Raw genomic sequence first — 20,613 nt, forward strand, 5'->3', positions numbered from 1 at the left:
TTTTTGTGGATAACTTTGTGGAGAATGACCCAACAAGCTCGCTTTCACCTTGGGATAAGGTTTACAAAAGCCGAAACATTGCCTAAAGCAGTAAAAAATAAGCCTTTAAAAATCAATTACTTGTGAATGCGCTGAGAGGAGGGCATTTGCTGCTGCCTCTTATTTCCGCAGTAAAAATTTTTGTGTATAAGTCGCTTCTGCACGAAATAAAAAAGGGCGCCGTAGCGCCCTTTGAACCGGGACTACAGCGATCAGCCGCCACGCAGCTTGCGGCTATGGCTGTGGACAGTATCCACCAGCACCGTCACCGACTCCGGCGGGGTGAACTGGGAAATGCCGTGGCCCAGGTTGAAGACGTGGCCGCTGTCATGCGGTCCATAGGAATCGAGCACGCGGCGCACTTCGGCCGCGATCTGCTCCGGGTTGGCGAACAGGATGGCCGGATCGATATTGCCCTGAAGGGCCATCTTGTGCCCCACCAGCTCGCGAACCTTTCCGATGTTGGCGGTCCAGTCCAGCCCCATGGCGTCGGCGCCGATAGCGGCGATCTCCTCGGCCCAGTGGCCGCCACCCTTGGTGAACACGATGGCGGGGATCTTCACGCCATCCTTTTCGCGCTTCAGCAGGCTCACGACCTGCTGCATGTATTGCAGGGAGAACTGCTGGTAGGCGCCATCGGCCAGCGCACCACCCCACGAGTCGAAGATCATCACGGCCTGGGCGCCGGCGTCGATCTGGGCGTTCAGGTATTCGGCGACTGCGCGGGCATTGACGTCCAGGATGTGGTGCATCAGGTCCGGGCGCGAGTACATCATCTTCTTGATGGTGTGGAATTCGCGCGAGCCCTGGCCTTCCACCATATAGCAGGCCAGGGTCCATGGGCTACCCGAGAAGCCGATCAGCGGCACGCGGCCATTCAACTCGGTGCGGATCTGGGTGACTGCCTTGAATACATAGTCCAGCGAGCCCGCTGGCGGCAGTTGCAGCGCCTTGACGTCTTCCTCGGTCTTCAGCGGACGCTCGAACTTCGGACCCTCGCCTTCCACAAAGTACAGGCCCAGGCCCATGGCGTCCGGCACCGTCAGGATGTCGGAGAACAGGATTGCCGCATCGAGCGGATAGCGGTCGATCGGCTGCAAGGTCACTTCGGTCGCCAGGTCCGGATTGGTCGCCAGGCCCATGAAGGAGCCCGCCTTCTGGCGCGTCGCGCGGTATTCAGGCAGGTAGCGGCCTGCCTGGCGCATCAGCCACACCGGGGTGTACTCGGTCGGCTGGCGCAGCAGCGCACGCAGGAAGGTGTCGTTCTTCAGCGGGGCAAGTTGTGGCATGAAAGACAATCTAAAGCGGATAGAAAGGGGGTATTATCGCATCCCTGCCCTGTTTTTACGCGTTTGGAGCGCCCATGACTTCCACTTCCACCGCGCCTTTTGGCACCTGGCCATCGCCGATCAGCGCCGAAATGGTCGCTGCGGGCGCTACGCCGCTGTCTTCGGTCGTCCTGGACGGGGAGGACATCTACTGGCTGGCTGGCCGCGCGTCCGAAGCGGGGCGCACCACCATGATGCGCCGCCAGGGCGCTGCCGGCGCCGCCGAAATCACCCCAATGCCGTTCAACGTGCGCAATCGCGTTCATGAATATGGCGGCGGCGCTTATGCCGTGGCGGGCGGCGTGGTGGTGTTCTCGCACCATGCCGACAACCGGCTGTACCGGCTCGCGCCAGGCGGCGCCGCGGAAGCGTTCACCTCGCCCGGCCGCCAGCGCTTTGCCGATTTCGTGTTTGACCAAGCGCACGCGCGCCTGATCGCAGTGCGCGAGCAGCATCCTGAGGATGATGGCTCGCATGCGCAACCGGTGAATACTATCTGCGCAGTTGGCTTTGATGGCGGCGAGCGCGTACTCGTCATGGGCAATGACTTCTATTCTTCGCCCAGGCTGTCGCCGGATGGCCGTCGCCTGGCGTGGCTGTCGTGGGACCATCCGCGCATGCCGTGGCAGGGCACCGAGCTTTGGGTAGCGGATGTGGAGGCCGATGGTCGTCTCGGCACGCCTTCGCGCGTGGCCGGCGGGCCCCAGGAATCGGTCTGCCAGCCGGAATGGTCGCCTGCCGGCGTGCTGCACTTCGTCTCGGACCGCAGCGGTTGGTGGAACCTGTACTGCCTGCGCGAAGGCGCGGGCGGCACGGCCAGCGCAGTCGAAGCGCTGTGCCCGATGGCGGCGGAGTTTGCGACGCCGCACTGGACCTTCGGCAATTCGCTGTACGGCTTTGGGGCGAACGGCGACATCGTGTGCAGCTATATCGAGCACGGCGTCAGCAAGCTGGCATGCCTGCACGCTGGCAGCACGGTGCTGGCCCCCATCGCCACGCCGTACCAGGAGATCCGCGAACTGCGCGTGGGCGACGGCTATGTGGTCGTGCTGGCAGGCAGCCCGACCATCGCCAGCGAGATCGCCCGCATCGACCTGGCAAGCGGCGCGCGCGAAGTGCTGGAACGCTCGATCGCCGGACTGCCGGCGCTGGGCTACCTGTCCGTCCCCGAAAGCATCAGCTACCCGAGCGCCGGCGCCCGCACCGCTTACGCCTTCTTCTATCCGCCGGCCAACCAGGACGTGCACGCGCCGCAAGGCGAGAAGCCGCCGGTCATCGTCATCAGCCACGGCGGCCCGACCGGCATGGCAGCCAGCACCCTGAGCCTGAAAACGCAATTCTGGACCAGCCGCGGTTTCGGCGTCCTGGACGTGAACTACGGCGGCAGCACGGGCTTTGGCCGCGCCTTCCGCGATGCGCTGAAGGGGCAGTGGGGCATTGTCGACGTCGAGGACTGCATCGCCGGCGCACGCCACCTGGTGGCGCAGGGCTTGGCGGATGGCGAACGCCTGATCATCCGCGGCAGCAGCGCGGGCGGCCTGACGACCTTGTGTGCGCTGACCTTCCACGATGTATTCAAGCTGGGCGCCAGCTACTATGGCGTATCCGACCTGAAAGGGCTGGATGACGATTCGCACAAATTCGAATCGCACTACAACGAATACCTGATCGCGCCGAAGGAACAGGCCAAGGCGGTGTACGCCGAGCGCTCCCCGATCAACCATACCGGTCGCCTGTCGCGCCCGATGATCTTCTTCCAGGGGCTGGACGACAAGGTGGTGCCGCCGCCGCAGTCGGAAGCCATGGTCAACGCGCTGCGCCAGCGCGGCATTCCAGTCGAATATGTGGAACTCGAAGGCGAGGGCCACGGCTTCCGCAAAGCGGACACCATCGTGCGCACGCTGCAGGCGGAGCTGGACTTCTACCAACGCATGTTTGGCTTGACCGGATGAGCGACACCCTGCTGGCGGAATTCGAGGCCCTCGAACAGCCTGAAAAAGCCGTTCTCGCCTTGCTGGCACTGGTGGGCGACCCGATCGGCCGCACCGCCATCCTGGACCTCATGGTGGCGGCCGGCATCCGCGATGTGAACGACCAGCCCTTCACCACCCTGACACTGGACGATCCGCTGCTCAAGCTGGAACGCCTGGCCTTCACCACCGCGGTGATGGGGCGCGGCTATGTCTGCAACGCCCGCCTGCGCTGGCCGGCCATTCGCGCCGCCATCGGCGCCCACCTGCTGGACGATATCTGCAAGGCTTACGAGACGCTCAATCCCATGCGCCAGAACTGGAATGGCGCCTACGAGCCGCGCAGCTACCGCCACGGCGTGGCGCGCCTGCGCATGGCGATGCTGCGCGGGCGCCCGCCGCAGGATGTGCTACCGCTGCTGTCCGCCTGCATGGTGTGCTACGAAGCGGCGCAACTGCATCCGATTGTCGACATCTTCTCGCGCCCTTTCGAAGCCGGGATGCTGTTGCTGGTGCATCCGGCCTTGCAGGACGATGTGCTGATGCTGCTGGTCCAGCACACCCAGCGCGAACCCGCCCTGGCGCCGCTGGTGCGCGGCTATGCGGAACGCCACCTGCAGCGCCGCCAAGCCGCCGAACAGGAAGCCAGCCCCGCGTTGCGGCTGGCGATGGCGGAACACGCCATCCTGTGCGGCAAGCTGGCCGACGCCATGCGCTTCCTGGAAGGGATGGACGGCGCACTGGCGCAGTGCTTCTCGAGCGCTGTGATGCTGCTGCGCGGCGATGTGGCCGGCGCGATCAACGGCTTTGAAGCCGCGCTGAAATCGATCCGCCGTGAATCCGGCAAGCGCAAACACCTGTTCCAGGGGATCGCCGGCCACCTGTACGTGCTGGCCCTGCTGCGCAGCGGCGACGCCAAACACCTGAAATCGGCGGAGAGCTACCTCGACGTCGCCGTGCACGCCCAGCATAACGCCGACAGCGCCGTCTACCAGCAACTGAGCATGCTGCGCCAGATCCGCGCCGGCACCATGCAGGCCGACCTGGTCACCCAGCGCGCCTGGGAAGCGCCGCTGCAGGCGCAGATGTTCCAATGCATGCTGTATTACTGGCTCGCGCTGCCACAACTGAAGCAGCGCCGCGCCGAGTTGCAGGACCTGTCGCAAGCTGCCGAGGCGGCGGGCTTCATGCTGCTGGCAGCAGGCGCAGAGAGCTTGCTTGGCCACCTGGGCGACGATGCGGCCGCGGGACGCGCAGCGGCCTTGCGCGAGCAGCGTGGCTTTGACGACATGGCCGCCTGGTTCGAACGCCAGGAAGCGTGGCAACGCCAACTGGCAGCCCTGATCAACCTGCAGCAGGGCGGCACCGAGACCGGCGGCGAAATGCGCCTGGTCTGGGCAATCAGTTACGGCGAGCGCCAGGGCATCGCGGAAATTGAACCGCGCGAGCAGAAACGCGACGTGCGCGGCGCCTGGGGCAAGGCGCGCCCGGTCGCGCTCAAGCGCCTGCGCGACGACGCAGCGCAGATGGAATTCCTGACGCCGCAGGACATGCGGGTCGGCAGCGCCATCTTGCCATCGCGCCAGGCCTATTCGTCCGGCCTGCGCTACGACATCGATATCGACCAGGCGGTATTGGCACTGGTCGGCCACCCGCTGGTGTTCTGGATGGACGCGCCGGATACCCGCGTCGAACTGCTGGCCGGCGCACCCGAATTGCTGATCCGTACTCAGAAAGGCCAGCTGCACCTCGCAATGCACCCTGCCATTGAAAACCTGAACGCCAATGTGGTCGTGCTGCGCGAGGCGCCGAATCGCTTGCGCGTGGTCAGCGTGCAGGACGAGCATCGCCGCATCGCGGCCATTGTCGGTGACGGCCTGACAGTGCCGGAGCATGCCAAGGACCAGGTGCTGAAGGCCATCGGCGCCGTGTCGTCGATGGTGACCGTGCAATCCGATATCGGCGGCGGCGCGGCCAGTGTCGAGCAGTGCGATGCCGACTCGCGCCTGCACATCCACCTGCTGCCTTACCAGCAAGGCCTGAAGATGCAGATCCAGGTGCGTCCACTGCGCGATGCGGGGCCGTATTACGCGCCGGGCGCCGGCGCCGAAAACGTGATCGCCGACGTCAATGGCCGCTCGATGCAGGCGCGCCGCAGCCTGGCGGGCGAACGCGATGCGGAGCGCCAGCTGGTGCTCAAGTGCGAAGTGCTGGAACAGGCCACCGAGGAGCATGGCGAATGGCTGCTGGGAGAGCCCGCGCTCTGCCTGCAGCTGCTGGCCGAGTTGCAGGAGCAGGGCGCCGACAAGGTGGTGCTGGCGTGGCCGGAGGGCGAAACCTTCCGCCTTACCAAGCCCGTATACACCAAGCAGCTGCGCCTGAACATCAAGAGCAAGAAGGACTGGTTCGCCGCCAGCGGCCAGTTGGTGGTCGACGAAGACCGCGTGCTGGACCTGCGCTCGCTGCTGGACATGATCCGGGCCAGCAAGAGCCGCTTCATCGCGCTGGGCGACAAGGAGTTCCTCGCTCTTTCGGAAGAACTGCACCGCCGCCTGTCCGAACTGGCCGCCTATGGCGAAGACGACGACGCCGGCATGAAAGTGCACCGCCTGGCCGCCTTCGTGCTGGAAGAACTTGCCAACGATGTCGGCATGGTGGAAGCAGATGCGATGTGGCGCGAACACCTGCAGCGCATCGAGGCCAGTGCCAGCTACACGCCGCAACTGCCAAGCACCCTGCAGGCGGAGTTGCGCGACTACCAGTTGGCTGGCTTCGAATGGCTGGCGCGCCTTGCGCATTGGGGCGTCGGCGCCTGCCTGGCCGACGATATGGGCCTGGGCAAGACCTTGCAGTCGCTGGCCCTGGTGCTGCTGCGCGCGCCGCAGGGACCGACGCTGGTGGTGGCACCGACCTCGGTCTGCCTGAACTGGGCCAGTGAAGCGGCACGCTTTGCGCCGACACTGAATGTGAAGATGTATGCGACCGGCGACCGCGACGATATCGTCACCAATGCCGGGCCGTTCGACCTGGTGATCACCAGCTACGGCCTGCTGCAACTGGAGTCGGAACGGTTCACCAAGCCGAAGTGGCACACCATCGTGCTGGACGAGGCACAGAACATCAAGAATGCCGCCACCAAGCGTTCGCAGGCCGTCATGGCGCTGAAAGGCGACTTCAAGATGGTGGCTACCGGCACCCCGCTGGAAAACCACCTGGGCGAGCTGTGGAACCTGTTCCGCTTCATCAATCCTGGCCTGCTGGGCAGCCACGAACAGTTCAACCTGCGCTTTGCCGGCCCGATCGAGCGCCAGCAGGACCACCGGGCGGAAGTCGGCGCGCGCAATCGCCTGCGCCGCCTGATCGGGCCTTTCGTGCTGCGCCGGACCAAGGCGCAAGTGCTGACCGAACTGCCGGCCCGCACCGAGATCGTGCTGGAAGTCGACCTGTCGCCGGAAGAAACCGCGCTGTACGAGTCGCTGCGCCGCGAGGCGCTGGAAAACCTCGCCTCCATCGAAGGTCCCGCGGACCGGAAGTCGATGCAGATCCTGGCGGAGATCATGAAACTGCGCCGTGCCTGCTGCAACCCGAACCTCGTGGCGCCTTCGCTGCGCCTCGAGTCGAGCAAGCTGGCAGCCTTCGCGCGCCTGCTGGAAGGATTGCTGGAGAACCGCCACAAGGTGCTGGTATTCAGCCAGTTCGTCGATCACCTGTCCCTGATCCGCGCCCATCTCGACCGCAACGGCATTCAGTACCAGTACCTCGACGGCAGCACGCCGATGGCGGCCCGCAAGCAGTCGGTAGACGCCTTCCAGGCCGGCGAAGGCGACGTGTTCCTGATCAGCCTCAAGGCCGGCGGCGTCGGCATCAACCTGACGGCAGCCGACTACGTGATCCACATGGACCCGTGGTGGAATCCCGCCGTGGAAGACCAGGCTTCCGACCGCGCTCACCGCATGGGGCAACCGCGACCGGTCACCATCTACCGCCTGGTGGCACGCAATACAATCGAGGAAGGCATCGTCGAGCTGCACGGCCACAAGCGCGAACTGGCCGACAGCCTGCTCGATGGCAGCGACACCGCCGCTCGCATGACGGCGGAGGACATGCTTGCGATGTTGCACGAGAGCTTGCGCCGCTTCTGACAGGAGATGCTATGCAACTGACATCCATCGCCGCATGCGCCAAGGCGCGCCACCTCGCGACGACCGCTGCGCTGGCCGCAATCTGCCTGGTCGGGGCGCCGGTTTCCGGTTCCGCCGCCACCGCCAACTGTCCGGCCGCCGGGCTGCGCGAAGCGAAAGCCGCAAACTGGCACGTCGCCGACGACGCCCAGCGCCAGGCGCTGGCACTGCAAGCGCTCTCCTGCCTGTCGTCGCCCGATCCCGTCGAGCGCGATGGACTGGCCTTCGAAGCGCTGCAAGCCTGGATGCGCGCCGACAAGCTCGATACCGCCACAGTGCAGGAGCTGCGCACCCGCCTGGCCGCGCAACTGCAGGCGCCGGATCCGCAAGGTTTCGCGCGCCCTTTCGCCGCCCTGGTGCTGGCCGACGTGGCGCGGGTGGACCGCATCAAGCCTTACCTCTCCACCGACCAGCGCGCGCAACTGGTGCGCGCCGCGACGGAATACCTGCGCGGCGTGAACGACTACCGCGGTTTCGACGAAAAGCAAGGCTGGCGCCACGGCGTTGCCCATGCCGCCGACATCATGCTGCAGCTCTCGCTCAATCCAGCTTTGACCCGTGCCGAGCATGAGCAAATGCTGGCAGCCATCGCCAGCCAGGTTGCGCCGCCAGGCGAGCATTTCTATCACTATGGCGAAGGCGAACGCCTGATGGCTCCCATCTTCTACCTGTCGCGCGCCAAATCGCTGCAATGCAGCGACTGGGACGCCTGGTTTGCGCGCCTGGCCGCGGCACCGGCATCCAGCGGCACGCAGCAGGCCAGGCTGGCCCGCAAGCACAACCTGAACGGCTTCCTGCAGCCGCTTTACATCAACATCAGCGAAAGCAAGGACGAAGCGCAGCGCAACTGCCTGAAGCCACTGCTTCTGCGCGCATTGAAGCAGGCCGCCGAATGAACGTGCAACAAGCCCTGGCCTTTGTCGAACACCACGGTGTCGTGCTGGCCTCGGCGCGCGGCAACGTGCCAACGTTGACCGAAGCCATCGCTGGCGCCCCGATCAAGGGGAGCTGGTGGGGCCATCCTGAAGGCAAGCGCATTTTCGCGGTGCTCAGCGAAGTGCAGGAGCACGACGACGTTCTGGTCTGCCGCCTGCTGGCGGGAAAACTGACGCTGGTACACCGCCGCCTGTGGCCCGCCCTGGCGGCGTTGGCGGGCGAACTGCCTGCCGACGCGCTGGCGCGGGTACGGCAGGTGCATACCGCCACCGGCAAGCATGTCAACGAGGAGATCCCTTTTCCACAATGGCTCCCGCCCGATGCAGCCGCGGAAGCCGCAAGCATGGCCCCCGACAAGGCGCGGACGGCACTCAGCTTGTGATAATCTCCCACGCTGCACTAGCAAGAGGTTGAATTATGATGAAGACCAAAATCGCCCTCGCCGCGATGATGTTGAGCCTGGCCCTGTCGCCAGCCGACGCTGCGACGAAGGCCAAGAAATCCAATGCACCGGCGAAAACCGCCGTCAGCAAGAAGTCCGGCAGCAGCAAGGGCAAAACGAGCAAATCGTCGTCCAGGTCAAGCAAGGGCAGCAAGTCCGGCGGCAAGTCCGCCAGCAAATCCAGGGCGGATAAGGCCAAACCGGCCGTCGCCAGCAAGCCGCTGCCGGCTGAACGCCGCCAGGACAAGGCTTTCGACAGCCAGGCCAACCAGTTCCTGGGCGCGCTGTGGCGCATCGATCCGGAGACTGCGATCTCCGTCGGCAAGTACGACACTGCTGCGCAGCTAAGCGTCCCCGACCAGGCTTTCCGCGACCAGCAACTCGCCTTCATTGACGAATGGCTGGATAAATTCGGCAAGATCGACGCCAGGCAGCTCTCGCCGAAACAGCGCAGCGACCTTGGCCTGCTGCAGAACAAGCTGAATTCGGACCGCTGGTACCTGACGACTTTCCGCGAGTGGGAATGGAACCCCGCGCTCTACAACATCGCCAGCCCGATCGACTTCGTGCTGAACACCGAATATGCCGCACGGCCGCAGCGCCTGCGCACCCTGCTGCGCCGCATCGCCAGCGTACCGGCGTATTACGAAGCCGCACGCAACAACATCAAGAACCCAACGCGCGAGCACGTGAAGCTGGCCATCGACCAGGCGCCTGGCGTGCTGGCCGTGCTGGCCGACCTGGACAAGCAGGCACAGGACTCGATCCTCAATGCCAACGAAAAGAACCTGTACGCGCAGCGTATCGCCGCCGCCAAGGTAGCCGTGGAGGCTTATGCAGCCTGGCTCGGTGAGCTGGACAAGTCGCTGGCTGTCAGCGGCGCGCGCTCCTTCCGCATCGGCAAGGAGATGTACGAAGCGAAGTTCGGCTACGACATCCAGTCCGGCAGCAATGCCGAACAGACTTACCAGAAGGCGCTGGCGGCCCGCGAACAACTGCTGTCGAACATGGACCGCATTTCGGACGACCTGTGGCCGAAATACCTGGCGGACAAGGCCAAGCCGTCCGACCGCTTCGCGAAGATCGGCATGATGATCGACACGCTGTCGTCCAGGCACGTGGCGCGCGAAGAATTCTTCCCCGAGATCCGCCGTCAGATTCCTGTGCTGCAGGACTGGGTGGTCAAGAACGACCTGCTGACGCTCGATCCGAACAAGCCGCTGGTGGTGCGCGAGACGCCGGCCTACCAGCGCGGCGTGGCCGGCGCCAGCATCGAAGCTCCAGGCCCTTACCGCCCGCAGGACCGCACCTACTACAACGTGACGCCTCTGGACGACGCCACGCCGGAACAGGCCGAATCCACGCTGCGCGAATACAACCACTGGATCCTGCAGATCCTGAACATGCACGAGGCGATCCCTGGTCACTATGCGCAGCTGGTGTATGCCAACAAATCGCCGTCGATCGTGAAGTCGATCTTCGGCAACGGCGCCATGGTGGAAGGCTGGGCGGTGTACAGCGAACGCATGATGCTGGAATCGGGCTACGGCAACAACGAGCCTGAAATGTGGCTGATGTACTCGAAGTGGAACCTGCGCAGCGTGACCAACACCATCCTCGATTACAGCGTGCACGTGCAGGGCATGACGGAGCCGGAGGCGATCGACCTGCTGACCCGCCAGGCCTTCCAGACTGCCGCCGAAGCGAAAGAGAAATGGCGCCGCGCGCAGCTCACCTCGGTGCAGCTCACTAGCTATTTCTCGGGCTACTCGGAAATCATGGAATTGCGCGAGCAGCGCCGCGCCGCCCTGGGCAGCAAGTTCTCGCTGAAAGACTTCCACGAAGACTTCCTGAGCTACGGCAGCGCACCTGTGCGCGTGATCAAAGAGCTGATGCAGTAATCAGTCTAGGCTGCTCCCATGCCCCGCGCACGCCGCGGGATGATTCTGCTAACATGAATCGAGGGAGTGGCCATGACCATGCCGATCCAGTTTGATACAGCTCAATTCGTTAAAACACTGGTTGATGCTGGCGTGCTGCGTGAGCATGCCGAGGCGCACGCCGACGCTTTGAAACTTGCGCTGAGTCAACCGGTGGCGAATGATGCAGATCTAGCCATATCACGTGCAGAAATGCGTACTTTGCTTGCTGAACTTGAGTTGCGGCTGACGAAGAAGATGCGGCCGCTCTGGGTCTTGAATATCATTACCCTGATACTCGTCAGCGCAAATACGGTAAAGATCTTCTTCTGATCCTTAGTCCGCTTTTTCTTCCGGTGCAGTGGTCGCCTTGACGAACATCGGCGACAGGATCACGCCAATTTCAAACAGCAGCCACATCGGGATAGCCAGCGAGAACTGGCTGACGATATCCGGCGGGGTCACGATCGCTGCGATCACGAAGGCCGCCACGATCACATAGCCGCGCCATTCCCTCAGCTTGGCGACCGACACCAGCCCCATGCGCACCAGCACCACCACCACCACCGGCACTTCGAAAGCGCAGCCGAAAGCCAGGCACATTGACATCACGAAGTCGAGGTAGTTCTCGATATCCGGCATCACCGCAATCGAAGTCGGCGACACCTGGTTGATGAAGGCGAACACCTTGCCGAACACCAGGAAATAACAGAACGCCACACCCGCCATGAACAGGGCGGAGGAGGCAATCACCAGCGGCGCGACCAGCTTCTTTTCATGCGCGTACAGGCCGGGGGCAACGAAAGCCCACATCTGGTACAGCACCCACGGCAGCGACAGGATGAAGCCGAACAGCAGCGTCACCTTCATCGGCACCAGGAAGGGCGAGATCACGCTGGTGGCGATCATTTTCGAGCCCACCGGCATGGCGGCAATCATCGGCGCGGCGATCAAGTCATAGATCTTGGAGGGGCCGATACCGAAGCCGATCAGCGCCGTCATCACCACGATGCCGATGCTGGCCTTGACCAGGCGATCGCGCAGCTCAACCAGATGGCTGATGAAGGTCTCTTCGACGGGTTCTTGTTGACTCATTTAGAAAAACGATGCGTTCTTGCGGCTGCCGGGGCGGTGGCGCTTCATGCGCGCCGCGCCGGAGATGACGTGGGTGCGGACGCCGGCCTGCTGCTTGTACCACAACGGCACGGCAGAACTGCGCACCACGCGCTTGCGGCGGAAATCCTTGGCCTTGCGCGCCATGTCTTCGCTGGTCGGGGTGTACAGGTCCAGCGAAGGCGTCGTGACCGGGTCTTCATTGCGAAACGCCGCCTCCACTTCCCGCATATCCTTGCCGATGGAGTTTTCCATCTCGTCCTTGAAGGTGCTGGCGGCTTCTTCGGCCTGCTTGCGCAGGTTCTTCAGCTCGTCCAGCTCCATTTCACGGGAGACTTCGGATTTGACGTCGTTCAGGTAACGCTGGGCGCGGCCGTACAGCGTCCCGGCCATGCGCGCCACCTTGGGCAGCTTTTCAGGACCGATGACGACCAGGGCCACTACCCCGATGACGGCGATTTTGGTAAGACCGAGGTCGATCATTGCTGGTTACTGCTTATTCTTTTCCTTGGCTTCGACTTCGATGGTGCCCTTGTCGGTCACCTGCGCTGCCGGAGGAGCTGGCTGTGCCGGCTTCTCTTCATCCGCGCCCTTGACGCCATCCTTGAAGCCCTTGACGGCCTTGCCCAGGTCGGAGCCGATATTGCCCAGTTTCTTGGTGCCGAAGACCAGCATGACAATCACCAGAACGATCAGCCAGTGCCAAATGCTAAAAGAACCCATTACAAAACCCCTAAAAAAATCATTCGTTGGGACAGTATACGCGAAGCGCACCCTGTCATGTGCTTGTCATAATCTCAAGTCCGCATGCCGCGCCATGGACGCGGGCCGCCGTACAGGTGCATATGCAGGTGGTACACCTCCTGGCCGCCATCGGGACCGCTGTTGATCAGGGTCTTGTAGCCGCGTGTCGGCGTGCCATCTGCCTCGTAGGCAACGGCAATATCATGCTGCTCAGCCAGTTGCGGCACCAGCGCCAGCATCTTGCCCAGCAGGGGCGCGTGCTCCGGCTTGCAGTCAGACAGGGTCGACAAGTGCTGTTTCGGGATGATCAGCAAGTGTACCGGCGCGGCCGGGTGGATGTCCTTAAACACCATCAAGTCGTCGTCTTCGTGCACCACGGTCGACGGGATCTGTTTCGCTGCAATCTTGCAGAACAAGCAATTTTCCACTTTTATTCCTTACGGGATGCTTTTTCTTCCAGGCCGGACAGGCCTTCGCGGCGCGCCAGCTCATCGAGTACCTGCTGCGGCGACAAATCGAATTGCGCCAGCAGCACCAGCGAATGGAACCACAGGTCGGCGCATTCGTACAGCACTTTCGAAGCATCGCCGCTGACGCGGGCGTCTTTTGCCGCCATCACGGTCTCGGTGGCTTCCTCGCCGATCTTTTTCAGGATCGCATCGTCGCCTTTGGAAAACAGCTTGGCGACGTAGGAGGACGACGGGTCGCCGCCCTTGCGCGATTCGATGGTGGCCGCCACGCGGTCCAGTACATTGCTCATTTCTTAGCTTCCGCGTAAATCTCTTCAGGATCTTTCAAGACCGGCTCGGTGTTCTGCCAGTCGCCATTCTCGAACTTGTTGAAGAAGCAGGAGTGGCGGCCGGTGTGGCAGGCGATATCGCCTTCCTGTTCGATCTTCAGCAGCACCACGTCTTCGTCGCAATCAAGGCGGATTTCCAGCACTTTCTGCACGTGGCCGGACTCTTCGCCCTTGTGCCACAGCTTCTTGCGCGAGCGGCTCCAGTAGACGGCCTCGCCCAGCTCAACAGTCTTGTAGAGCGCATCCCGGTTCATCCACGCGAACATCAGCACATCGTTGCTGCCGGCTTCCTGTGCGATGACAGGCACCAGGCCATGTTCGTCCCACTTCACCTTGTTCAGCCATTTGGCTTTGGCGACATTAGCTGCAATTGCGGTAGCCATTGTGTGTTCCCCGAAGTTTAAGAAAGGCGCATGGGAATCCCCTGCGCCGCCATGAATTGCTTGGCTTCCTGTACGGTGTGCTGGCCGTAGTGGAAGATGCTCGCCGCCAGCACCGCATCGGCGTGGCCCAGCTTGACGCCGTCGGCCAGGTCTTGCAGGCCGCCTACGCCGCCGGAGGCGATCACCGGGATGCTGACCGCATCGCTCACGGCGCGCGTCAGGCCCAGGTCAAAGCCGGACTTGGTGCCGTCGCGATCCATGCTGGTCAGCAGCAGTTCACCGGCGCCCAGCTCGGCCATCTTGCGCGCCCATTCCACGGCATCCAGGCCGGTCGCGTTGCGGCCGCCGTGGGTGAACACTTCCCACTTGCCGGGAGCGACGTTCTTGGCGTCGATCGCCACCACGATACACTGGCTGCCGTGCTTTTGCGAAGCCTCGTACACCAGCTGCGGATTGGTCACGGCGGAGGTGTTCATGCTCACCTTGTCCGCGCCGGCGTTCAGCAGGCGGCGCACATCTTCGACCTTGCGCACGCCGCCACCCACCGTCAGGGGGATGAAGACTTGCGAGGCCACGGCTTCGATGATGTGCAGGATCAAGTCGCGGTTGTCGCTCGAAGCAGTAATGTCGAGGAAGGTCAGTTCGTCCGCACCCTGCTCGTCGTATCGGCGTGCGATTTCCACCGGATCGCCGGCGTCGCGCAGCTCGGTGAAGTTGACCCCTTTCACGACGCGGCCATCGGTCACGTCGAGGCAGGGGATGATGCGTTTAGCCAGCATATTCTTTACTCTGAAAGTTCGTCGGCACGTTCCTGCGCCGAAGCCAGGTCCAGCGTGCCTTCATAGATCGAACGGCCGCAGATCACGCCTTCGACGCCTTCGTCCTGCACAGCGCACAGGGCTTCCACGTCGGCCAGGTTGTGCAGGCCGCCGGAGGCGATGATCGGGATGCGCACCGCCTGCGCCAGGCGCACGGTGGCTTCGATGTTCACGCCGCCCATCATGCCGTCGCGGCCGATGTCGGTGTAGATGATCGATTCAACACCGTAGCCTTCGAATTTCTGCGCCAGGTCGATTACTTCGTGGCCGGACAGCTTGCTCCAGCCATCGGTCGCCACCTTGCCGTCCTTGGCGTCCAGGCCGACGATGATGTGGCCGGGGAAGGCGCCGCAGGCATCCTGCAGGAAGCCCGGGCTCTTCACGGCGGCCGTGCCGATGATGATGTAGCTGATACCGTCGTCGAGGTAGCGCTCGATGGTGTCGAGGTCGCGGATGCCGCCGCCCAGTTGCACCGGGATTTCAGGCAGGTCAAACTCCTCGGCATAGTCTTGCACGGCCTGGATGATCGATTTCACCGCACCTTCGTTCTTTGGCTTGCCGGCAAAGGCGCCGTTCAGGTCCACCAGGTGCAGGCGGCGCGCGCCTTGCTCGAGCCAATGGCGGGCCATCTTGCCCGGGTCGTCGGAAAAGACGGTTGCAAGTTCCATATCGCCCTGTTTCAGGCGAACGCAGTGACCATCCTTGAGGTCGATAGCAGGAATGAGCAGCATGATGTTGTTCTTGAGGTTAAGGATTCCAGTGGATGAAATTTTTGTACAGTTGCAGGCCGGTGGCGGCACTCTTTTCAGGGTGGAACTGTGTGGCAAAAATATTGTCGCGGGCGACGGCGCAGCAGAACGGCTGGCCGTACACGGTTTCCGCCGCGCTGTGCTGCGCCTGGGCGGGTTGCGCGAAGTAGCTGTGCACGAAATAGAACCACGCGTTGTCGGGAATACCGTCCCACATCGCGTGCGGCGCGCGCTGGCGCACCTGGTTCCAGCCCATCTGCGGCACCTTGAAGCGCGAACCGTCTTCCTGCAGCATGCCGTCGAGCTGGAAGCGCACCACCTTGCCGGGCAACAGGCCCAGGCCCGGGGTATTGCCGCCTTCTTCGCTCATGTCAAACAGCATCTGCTCGCCCACGCACACGCCCATCATCGGCTTCGACGCGGCAGCGCGCAGCAGCGCATCTTTCACGCCGGATTCATTCAGGCTGCGCATGCAGTCGCGCATGGCGCCCTGGCCGGGCAGCACGATGCGGTCGGCGGCATCAATGGCGGCGGGCTCGCCGGAAATCAGTACTTCGGCTTCGGGTGCGACGGCGCGCAATGCCTGCGCTACGGAGCGCAGGTTGCCCATGCCGTAATCGACTACTACGATTTTTTTCATGTCAGTCAGCCGTAGTTGTCGTTACAGGCTTCCTTTGGTGGACGGGATGGCGCCGGCAGCGCGCGGATCAAGTTCGCTGGCCATGCGCAGGGCGCGGCCGAAAGCCTTGAACACGGTTTCGCACTGGTGGTGTGCATTGGTGCCGCGCAGGTTGTCGATGTGCAGCGTGACGCCCGCATGGTTGACGAAGCCGCGGAAGAATTCCAGCGTCAGGTCGACATCGAACGCGCCGATCATCGCGCGGGTGAATGGAATGTGATACTCGATGCCCGGGCGGCCGGAAAAATCGATGACCACGCGCGACAGCGCTTCGTCCAGCGGCACATACGCGTGGCCGTAGCGGCGGATGCCCTTCTTGTCGCCAATCGCCTTGGCAACTGCCATGCCGAGCGTGATGCCCACGTCTTCCACTGTGTGGTGGTTGTCGATGTGGGTGTCGCCGGTGGCTTCGATATCGAGGTCGATCAGCCCGTGGCGGGCGATCTGGTCCAGCATATGGTCGAGGAAAGGCACGCCCGTGTTCAGCTTCTGGACGCCGGTGCCATCGAGATTGATGGCAACGCGGACCTGGGTCTCGCTGGTGTTGCGAGTGATTTCTGCGGTGCGGTTCATGAAAAGCTCTTGGGTTTCGCTTCAGGACGCCAGGGCGGCTTTCAGGCCGTCCAGCATGATTGCGTTTTCCTCGGGCGTACTGACCGTGATGCGCAGGCAGTTGGCCAGTACATTATGCATTCTACCCACATTTTTGATCAAAACCTTGCGCTCGAGCAGTTTGGCATGCGCCTGGTCGGCATTCGGTACACGAATGAGGATAAAGTTTGCCGCCGAGGGGAAAACGTTGACACCCGGCAATTTCGCCAGTGCCTCGGACAGCTCGCTGCGCTGTTGGCGCAGCAGGGCGGCCTGTTCGTTCAGCACCTCGAGGTGGTCGAGGCAGAATTCGGCGGCGGCCTGGGTCAGGACGTTGACGTTGTAGGGTGGGCGGATCTTGTCGAATTGTTCCAGCAGGGCTGGCGCGCAGGACATATAGCCGAGGCGGATGCCCGCCAGGCCAAGTTTCGACAGCGTGCGCATGACGATCAGGTTGGGGAATTCAGGCAGGCGGCCCATGAAGCTCTGTTGCGCAAAAGGCTCGTACGCTTCATCGACCACGCACAGGCCCTTGTCGCCCAGCGCCTTGATGACTTGCTCGATAGCGCCGGCGTCGAACAGATTGCCGGTCGGGTTGTTCGGATAGGCCAGGAAGACCAGGGCCGGCTGGTGCTGCGCGATCGCCGCCAGCATGGCCGGCAGGTCGAGCGTCAGGTCGGCCTTCAGCGGCACGCCGATGAAGTCCATGCCGGCCACCATGGCCGAGCGCTGGAACATGACAAAGGACGGCGCAGGCGCCATCATCACGGCGCGCTTGCCCTCGGCAGGCTGCAAGGCGCAGGCCTGGGCCATGATGGCGATCAGCTCGTCCGAGCCATTGCCCAGCATGACGTCATAGCCCGCTGGCACGCCAAGCCTTGCGCGAATACGCTGCTTGATGGTTTCGTAGCTGGCGACCGGGTAGCGGTTCAGCGCGACGCTGGCGATGCGGTTGGCCAGCTCATGATGCAGGTGGCTCGGCAGCACATAAGGATTCTCCATCGCATCCAGCTTGATAAATCCGCTGGCATCCGGCACATGGTAGATGTGATCGGAACGCACATCCTGGCGGATCGTATTGGCGATAAGGCTGTCGAGGGACATTCTGCATTACTCCTGTTCTAAAACCTCGCTAAGCGCCGGCGATTGCTTTGCCTTGCGCCCTCTGCGTGGCGGAGGTGTCTGACCCTGCGGGTCAGACATCGGTTTACCGGTTTCGGCAAGCGCTTCAAGGCGCTTCCGAGCTATGTCGCAATACTCGGGATTCAATTCAAAGCCAACGAAATCACGGCCGCAGCGACGCGCGGCAACAGCGGTGGTCCCGCTGCCCATGAACAAATCCATCACCACGCCATCCGGCGGGCAACTGGCCTTGACCATGCGTTCAATGATCTCCAAAGGCTTTTGCGTCGGGTGGTCGACCCTTTCCGCATGCTCCCGGTGCAAGCGCGATACGCTCCACAGGTCCTTGGGGTTGTAGCCCACTTCCAGCCATTTCGCGCCGACGAAGATCGAACGAGAACGGGCTTTCTTGGTTTCGGCGTCGTACGGGATACGCACGGCGTCGAGGTCAAAGTAATAATCCTTGCGGCGCACAAAGAAACCAATGGTGTCGTGCACCGACGAAAAACTGCGGGTACTGCCGCCCATGGAAGGCACGCGGCGGTCCCAGATAATCTCATTCATCATCGTCATGCGCTTTTTTAGCATGACGAAAATCTCCGGCGAATAACGCCAGGTCAGGAAGATGTACAGGCTTCCGTTCGGCTTCAGCTTGGGCAGGGCGGCGTCGATCCACGCTTCCGTCCAGGCCAGGTAGTCTTCCATCGACTGCTGGTCGGAAGTGTTGCCGTAATCCTTGCCCAGGTTGTAGGGTGGATCGGTCAGGATCAGGTCAACGGAACCATCCGGCACGCGGGCCAATCCGGCCAGCGCGTCCTCACAGTAGACCTGGTTCTTCCAGTCGGTCATTTCAGGCGCAGCTCCGCGCTGCGGGCGTGGGCCTGCAAGCCTTCGCCGTAAGCCAGTTCCGCAGCGATCTTGCCCAGCGTTTGCGCGCCCGCTTCACTGACGTGTATCACCGACGAACGCTTCTGGAAATCGTAGACGCCGAGCGGCGACGAGAAGCGCGCAGTGCGCGAAGTCGGCAGCACGTGGTTCGGGCCGCAGCAATAGTCGCCCAGCGATTCGGACGAGAAGCGGCCGAGGAACATGGCGCCAGCGTGGCGGATCTGGTCGGCCCACTGCTGCGGGTTCTCGGCCGAGATCTCCAGGTGTTCGGCGGCGATGCTGTTGGCGATGGCGCAGGCTTCCGCCATGTCGCGCACTTTCACCAGCGCGCCGCGATCGCGCAGGGAAGTTTCGATGACGGCCTTGCGCGGCATGGCCGGCAGCAGCTTGGCGATGCTGGCCTCGACCTTCGCGATGTATTCCGCGTCAGGGCACAGCAGAATCGCTTGCGCCAGTTCATCGTGTTCTGCCTGCGAGAACAGGTCCATCGCGACCCAGTCAGGATCGGTGGTGCCGTCGCAGATCACCAGGATCTCGGACGGGCCGGCGATCATGTCGATGCCGACGGTACCGAACACGCGGCGCTTGGCCGATGCCACGTAGGCATTGCCCGGGCCGACGATCTTGTCGACCGGCTGGATGGTTTCCGTGCCGTGCGCCAGCGCAGCCACGGCTTGCGCGCCGCCGATGCCGATCACGCGGGTCACGCCGGCGATGGCGGCGGCAGCCAGCACCATCTGGTTCTTCACGCCGTCCGGGGTCGGCACGACCATGATGATCTCTTCGACGCCAGCCACTTTCGCCGGCACGGCGTTCATCAGCACCGACGACGGATAGGCTGCCTTGCCACCGGGGACGTAGATGCCCACGCGGTCCAGCGGCGTAATGCGCTGGCCGAGGATGGTGCCGTCGGCTTCGGTGTAGGTGAAGCCTTGCAGTTCCTGCCTCTGGCGCTCGTGGAAGGCGCGAATGCGGTCGGCGGCGGTTTGCAGGGCAGCGCGCTGCGCGCCAGGCAGCGCGGTCAGCGCGGCATCCAACTCCGGCTGGGTGATGTCGAAGTCGGCCATCGACGCCGCCTTGGTGCGGTCGAAGCGGTTGGTGTATTCCAGCACCGCTTCATCGCCGCGCGCGCGCACGTCGGCGATGATCTTTGCTACCGCGCCTTCGATGGCGTCATCGGTTTCTGCTTCAAAGGCCAGCAACGCGTCGAGCGTTTCCTGGAAGTCGTCTTGGGTGGAGTCGAGTTTGCGGATCATGACCATTACGCCTTCGCCAGCGAGGCGCGTTCAAATGCTTCGATAATCGGTTGCAGGCGGGCGCGCTTCATTTTCAGGGCGGCCTGGTTGACAACGAGGCGCGACGAGATGTCCATGATCTCTTCCACTTCCACCAGGTTGTTGGCGCGCAGCGTGCTGCCGGTGGAGACCACGTCGACGATCGCGTCGGACAGGCCAACCAGCGGCGCCAGCTCCATCGAGCCATACAGCTTGATCAGGTCGACGTGCACGCCCTTCTTGCCGAAGTGCTCGCGCGCGATCGAGGTGAACTTGGTCGCCACGCGCAGGCGCGCGCCCTGGCGCACCGCGGTCTCGTAATCGAAGCCGGCACGCGTCGCCACCGACATGCGGCACTTTGCAATATGCAGGTCGACCGGCTGGTACAGGCCTTCGCCGCCGTGCTCCAGCAACACGTCCTTACCCGCCACGCCGAAGTCCGCCGCGCCATGCTGCACATAAGTCGGCACATCGGATGCGCGCACGATCAGTACGCGAATGCCAGGGTCCGAGGTAGGCAGGATCAGCTTGCGGGAGGTTTCCGGATTTTCGAGGACCTTGATGCCTGCTGCTTCCAGCAGCGGCATCGTGTCTTCAAAGATCCGGCCTTTCGACAGGGCGAGAATAAGGTCCATGAT

At 63.1% G+C, this 20,613-nt stretch carries 21 protein-coding genes; 6 read left to right on the forward strand and 15 right to left on the reverse strand.

Annotation, left to right across the window (positions count from 1 at the left end):
* Positions 1–251: 251 nt before the first annotated feature.
* Positions 252–1,328: a uroporphyrinogen decarboxylase gene (hemE, locus tag ACN9MU_RS00845; RefSeq protein ID WP_426343992.1), complete on the reverse strand. Its 1,077-nt coding sequence runs from the start codon at positions 1,326–1,328 to the stop codon at positions 252–254.
* Positions 1,329–1,402: 74 nt separating this feature from the next.
* Between hemE and ACN9MU_RS00850 the strand changes: the two genes are divergently transcribed.
* From ACN9MU_RS00850 to ACN9MU_RS00875, 6 genes are all read left to right on the forward strand, one after another.
* Positions 1,403–3,319 carry a prolyl oligopeptidase family serine peptidase gene (locus tag ACN9MU_RS00850; RefSeq protein WP_426319938.1) on the forward strand — a complete coding sequence of 639 codons (1,917 nt, stop codon included), beginning with the start codon at positions 1,403–1,405 and terminating at the stop codon, positions 3,317–3,319.
* Entirely contained in the window at positions 3,316–7,479 is a 4,164-nt protein-coding gene (locus ACN9MU_RS00855; RefSeq protein WP_426336728.1) for an SNF2-related protein, read from the forward strand. The genes ACN9MU_RS00850 and ACN9MU_RS00855 overlap by 4 nt, the downstream gene beginning before the upstream one ends.
* An 11-nt stretch (positions 7,480–7,490) precedes the next feature.
* Entirely contained in the window at positions 7,491–8,414 is a 924-nt protein-coding gene (locus ACN9MU_RS00860) for a DUF2785 domain-containing protein (RefSeq protein ID WP_426336729.1), read from the forward strand.
* Positions 8,411–8,836: a hypothetical protein gene (locus ACN9MU_RS00865; protein ID WP_426166602.1), complete on the forward strand. Its 426-nt coding sequence runs from the start codon at positions 8,411–8,413 to the stop codon at positions 8,834–8,836. The genes ACN9MU_RS00860 and ACN9MU_RS00865 overlap by 4 nt, the downstream gene beginning before the upstream one ends.
* A gap of 35 nt (positions 8,837–8,871) precedes the next feature.
* Positions 8,872–10,797, forward strand: a complete 1,926-nt coding sequence (locus tag ACN9MU_RS00870) for a DUF885 domain-containing protein (protein ID WP_426166604.1) — start codon at positions 8,872–8,874, stop codon at positions 10,795–10,797.
* A 72-nt stretch (positions 10,798–10,869) separates the two neighbouring features.
* Positions 10,870–11,148 (forward strand): hypothetical protein, encoded by a 279-nt coding sequence (locus ACN9MU_RS00875; RefSeq protein ID WP_426166606.1) that lies wholly within the window; start codon positions 10,870–10,872, stop codon positions 11,146–11,148.
* Between the two features lie 3 nt (positions 11,149–11,151).
* Here the strand turns inward: ACN9MU_RS00875 and tatC are convergent, their stop codons facing one another.
* From tatC to hisG, 14 genes are all read right to left on the reverse strand, one after another.
* Positions 11,152–11,910, reverse strand: a complete 759-nt coding sequence (gene tatC / locus ACN9MU_RS00880) for a twin-arginine translocase subunit TatC (RefSeq protein WP_426166608.1) — start codon at positions 11,908–11,910, stop codon at positions 11,152–11,154.
* Complete coding sequence (gene tatB / locus ACN9MU_RS00885) at positions 11,911–12,411, reverse strand: Sec-independent protein translocase protein TatB (protein ID WP_426166609.1); 501 nt, start codon at positions 12,409–12,411, stop codon at positions 11,911–11,913.
* Positions 12,412–12,417: 6 nt separating this feature from the next.
* Positions 12,418–12,651, reverse strand: a complete 234-nt coding sequence (tatA, locus tag ACN9MU_RS00890) for a Sec-independent protein translocase subunit TatA (RefSeq protein ID WP_426166610.1) — start codon at positions 12,649–12,651, stop codon at positions 12,418–12,420.
* Between the two features lie 74 nt (positions 12,652–12,725).
* Positions 12,726–13,100, reverse strand: coding sequence for a histidine triad nucleotide-binding protein (locus tag ACN9MU_RS00895; RefSeq protein ID WP_130316485.1), 375 nt, complete (start codon positions 13,098–13,100; stop codon positions 12,726–12,728).
* A 2-nt stretch (positions 13,101–13,102) separates the two neighbouring features.
* A complete protein-coding gene (locus tag ACN9MU_RS00900; protein ID WP_057265682.1) occupies positions 13,103–13,432 on the reverse strand; it encodes a phosphoribosyl-ATP diphosphatase in 330 nt (109 codons plus the stop codon).
* Positions 13,429–13,854 (reverse strand): phosphoribosyl-AMP cyclohydrolase, encoded by a 426-nt coding sequence (gene hisI / locus ACN9MU_RS00905; RefSeq protein WP_426166611.1) that lies wholly within the window; start codon positions 13,852–13,854, stop codon positions 13,429–13,431. The genes ACN9MU_RS00900 and hisI overlap by 4 nt, the downstream gene beginning before the upstream one ends.
* Before the next feature lie 17 nt (positions 13,855–13,871).
* On the reverse strand, positions 13,872–14,633 hold the full coding sequence (hisF, locus tag ACN9MU_RS00910; RefSeq protein WP_426166612.1) for an imidazole glycerol phosphate synthase subunit HisF: 762 nt from the start codon (positions 14,631–14,633) through the stop codon (positions 13,872–13,874).
* A gap of 5 nt (positions 14,634–14,638) precedes the next feature.
* Positions 14,639–15,403, reverse strand: a complete 765-nt coding sequence (gene hisA / locus ACN9MU_RS00915) for a 1-(5-phosphoribosyl)-5-[(5-phosphoribosylamino)methylideneamino]imidazole-4-carboxamide isomerase (protein WP_426166613.1) — start codon at positions 15,401–15,403, stop codon at positions 14,639–14,641.
* Between the two features lie 16 nt (positions 15,404–15,419).
* Positions 15,420–16,061 carry an imidazole glycerol phosphate synthase subunit HisH gene (gene hisH / locus ACN9MU_RS00920; RefSeq protein ID WP_426166614.1) on the reverse strand — a complete coding sequence of 214 codons (642 nt, stop codon included), beginning with the start codon at positions 16,059–16,061 and terminating at the stop codon, positions 15,420–15,422.
* Between the two features lie 21 nt (positions 16,062–16,082).
* A complete protein-coding gene (gene hisB / locus ACN9MU_RS00925) occupies positions 16,083–16,673 on the reverse strand; it encodes an imidazoleglycerol-phosphate dehydratase HisB (protein WP_426166615.1) in 591 nt (196 codons plus the stop codon).
* Between the two features lie 21 nt (positions 16,674–16,694).
* The gene (gene hisC, locus ACN9MU_RS00930; RefSeq protein ID WP_426336730.1) at positions 16,695–17,795 is read right to left on the reverse strand and encodes a histidinol-phosphate transaminase; all 1,101 of its coding nucleotides are present in this window, start codon (positions 17,793–17,795) and stop codon (positions 16,695–16,697) included.
* 6 nt (positions 17,796–17,801) lie between these two features.
* The gene (locus ACN9MU_RS00935) at positions 17,802–18,662 is read right to left on the reverse strand and encodes a DNA-methyltransferase (protein ID WP_426166617.1); all 861 of its coding nucleotides are present in this window, start codon (positions 18,660–18,662) and stop codon (positions 17,802–17,804) included.
* Complete coding sequence (gene hisD, locus ACN9MU_RS00940; protein ID WP_426319954.1) at positions 18,659–19,963, reverse strand: histidinol dehydrogenase; 1,305 nt, start codon at positions 19,961–19,963, stop codon at positions 18,659–18,661. Before hisD ends, ACN9MU_RS00935 begins: the two co-directional genes overlap by 4 nt.
* Complete coding sequence (gene hisG / locus ACN9MU_RS00945; protein ID WP_426166620.1) at positions 19,963–20,610, reverse strand: ATP phosphoribosyltransferase; 648 nt, start codon at positions 20,608–20,610, stop codon at positions 19,963–19,965. The genes hisD and hisG overlap by 1 nt, the downstream gene beginning before the upstream one ends.
* Between the last annotated feature and the right edge of the window lie 3 nt (positions 20,611–20,613).

The sequence above is a fragment of the Pseudoduganella sp. R-32 genome (assembly GCF_049913245.1).
GTDB lineage: Bacteria > Pseudomonadota > Gammaproteobacteria > Burkholderiales > Burkholderiaceae_D > Rugamonas.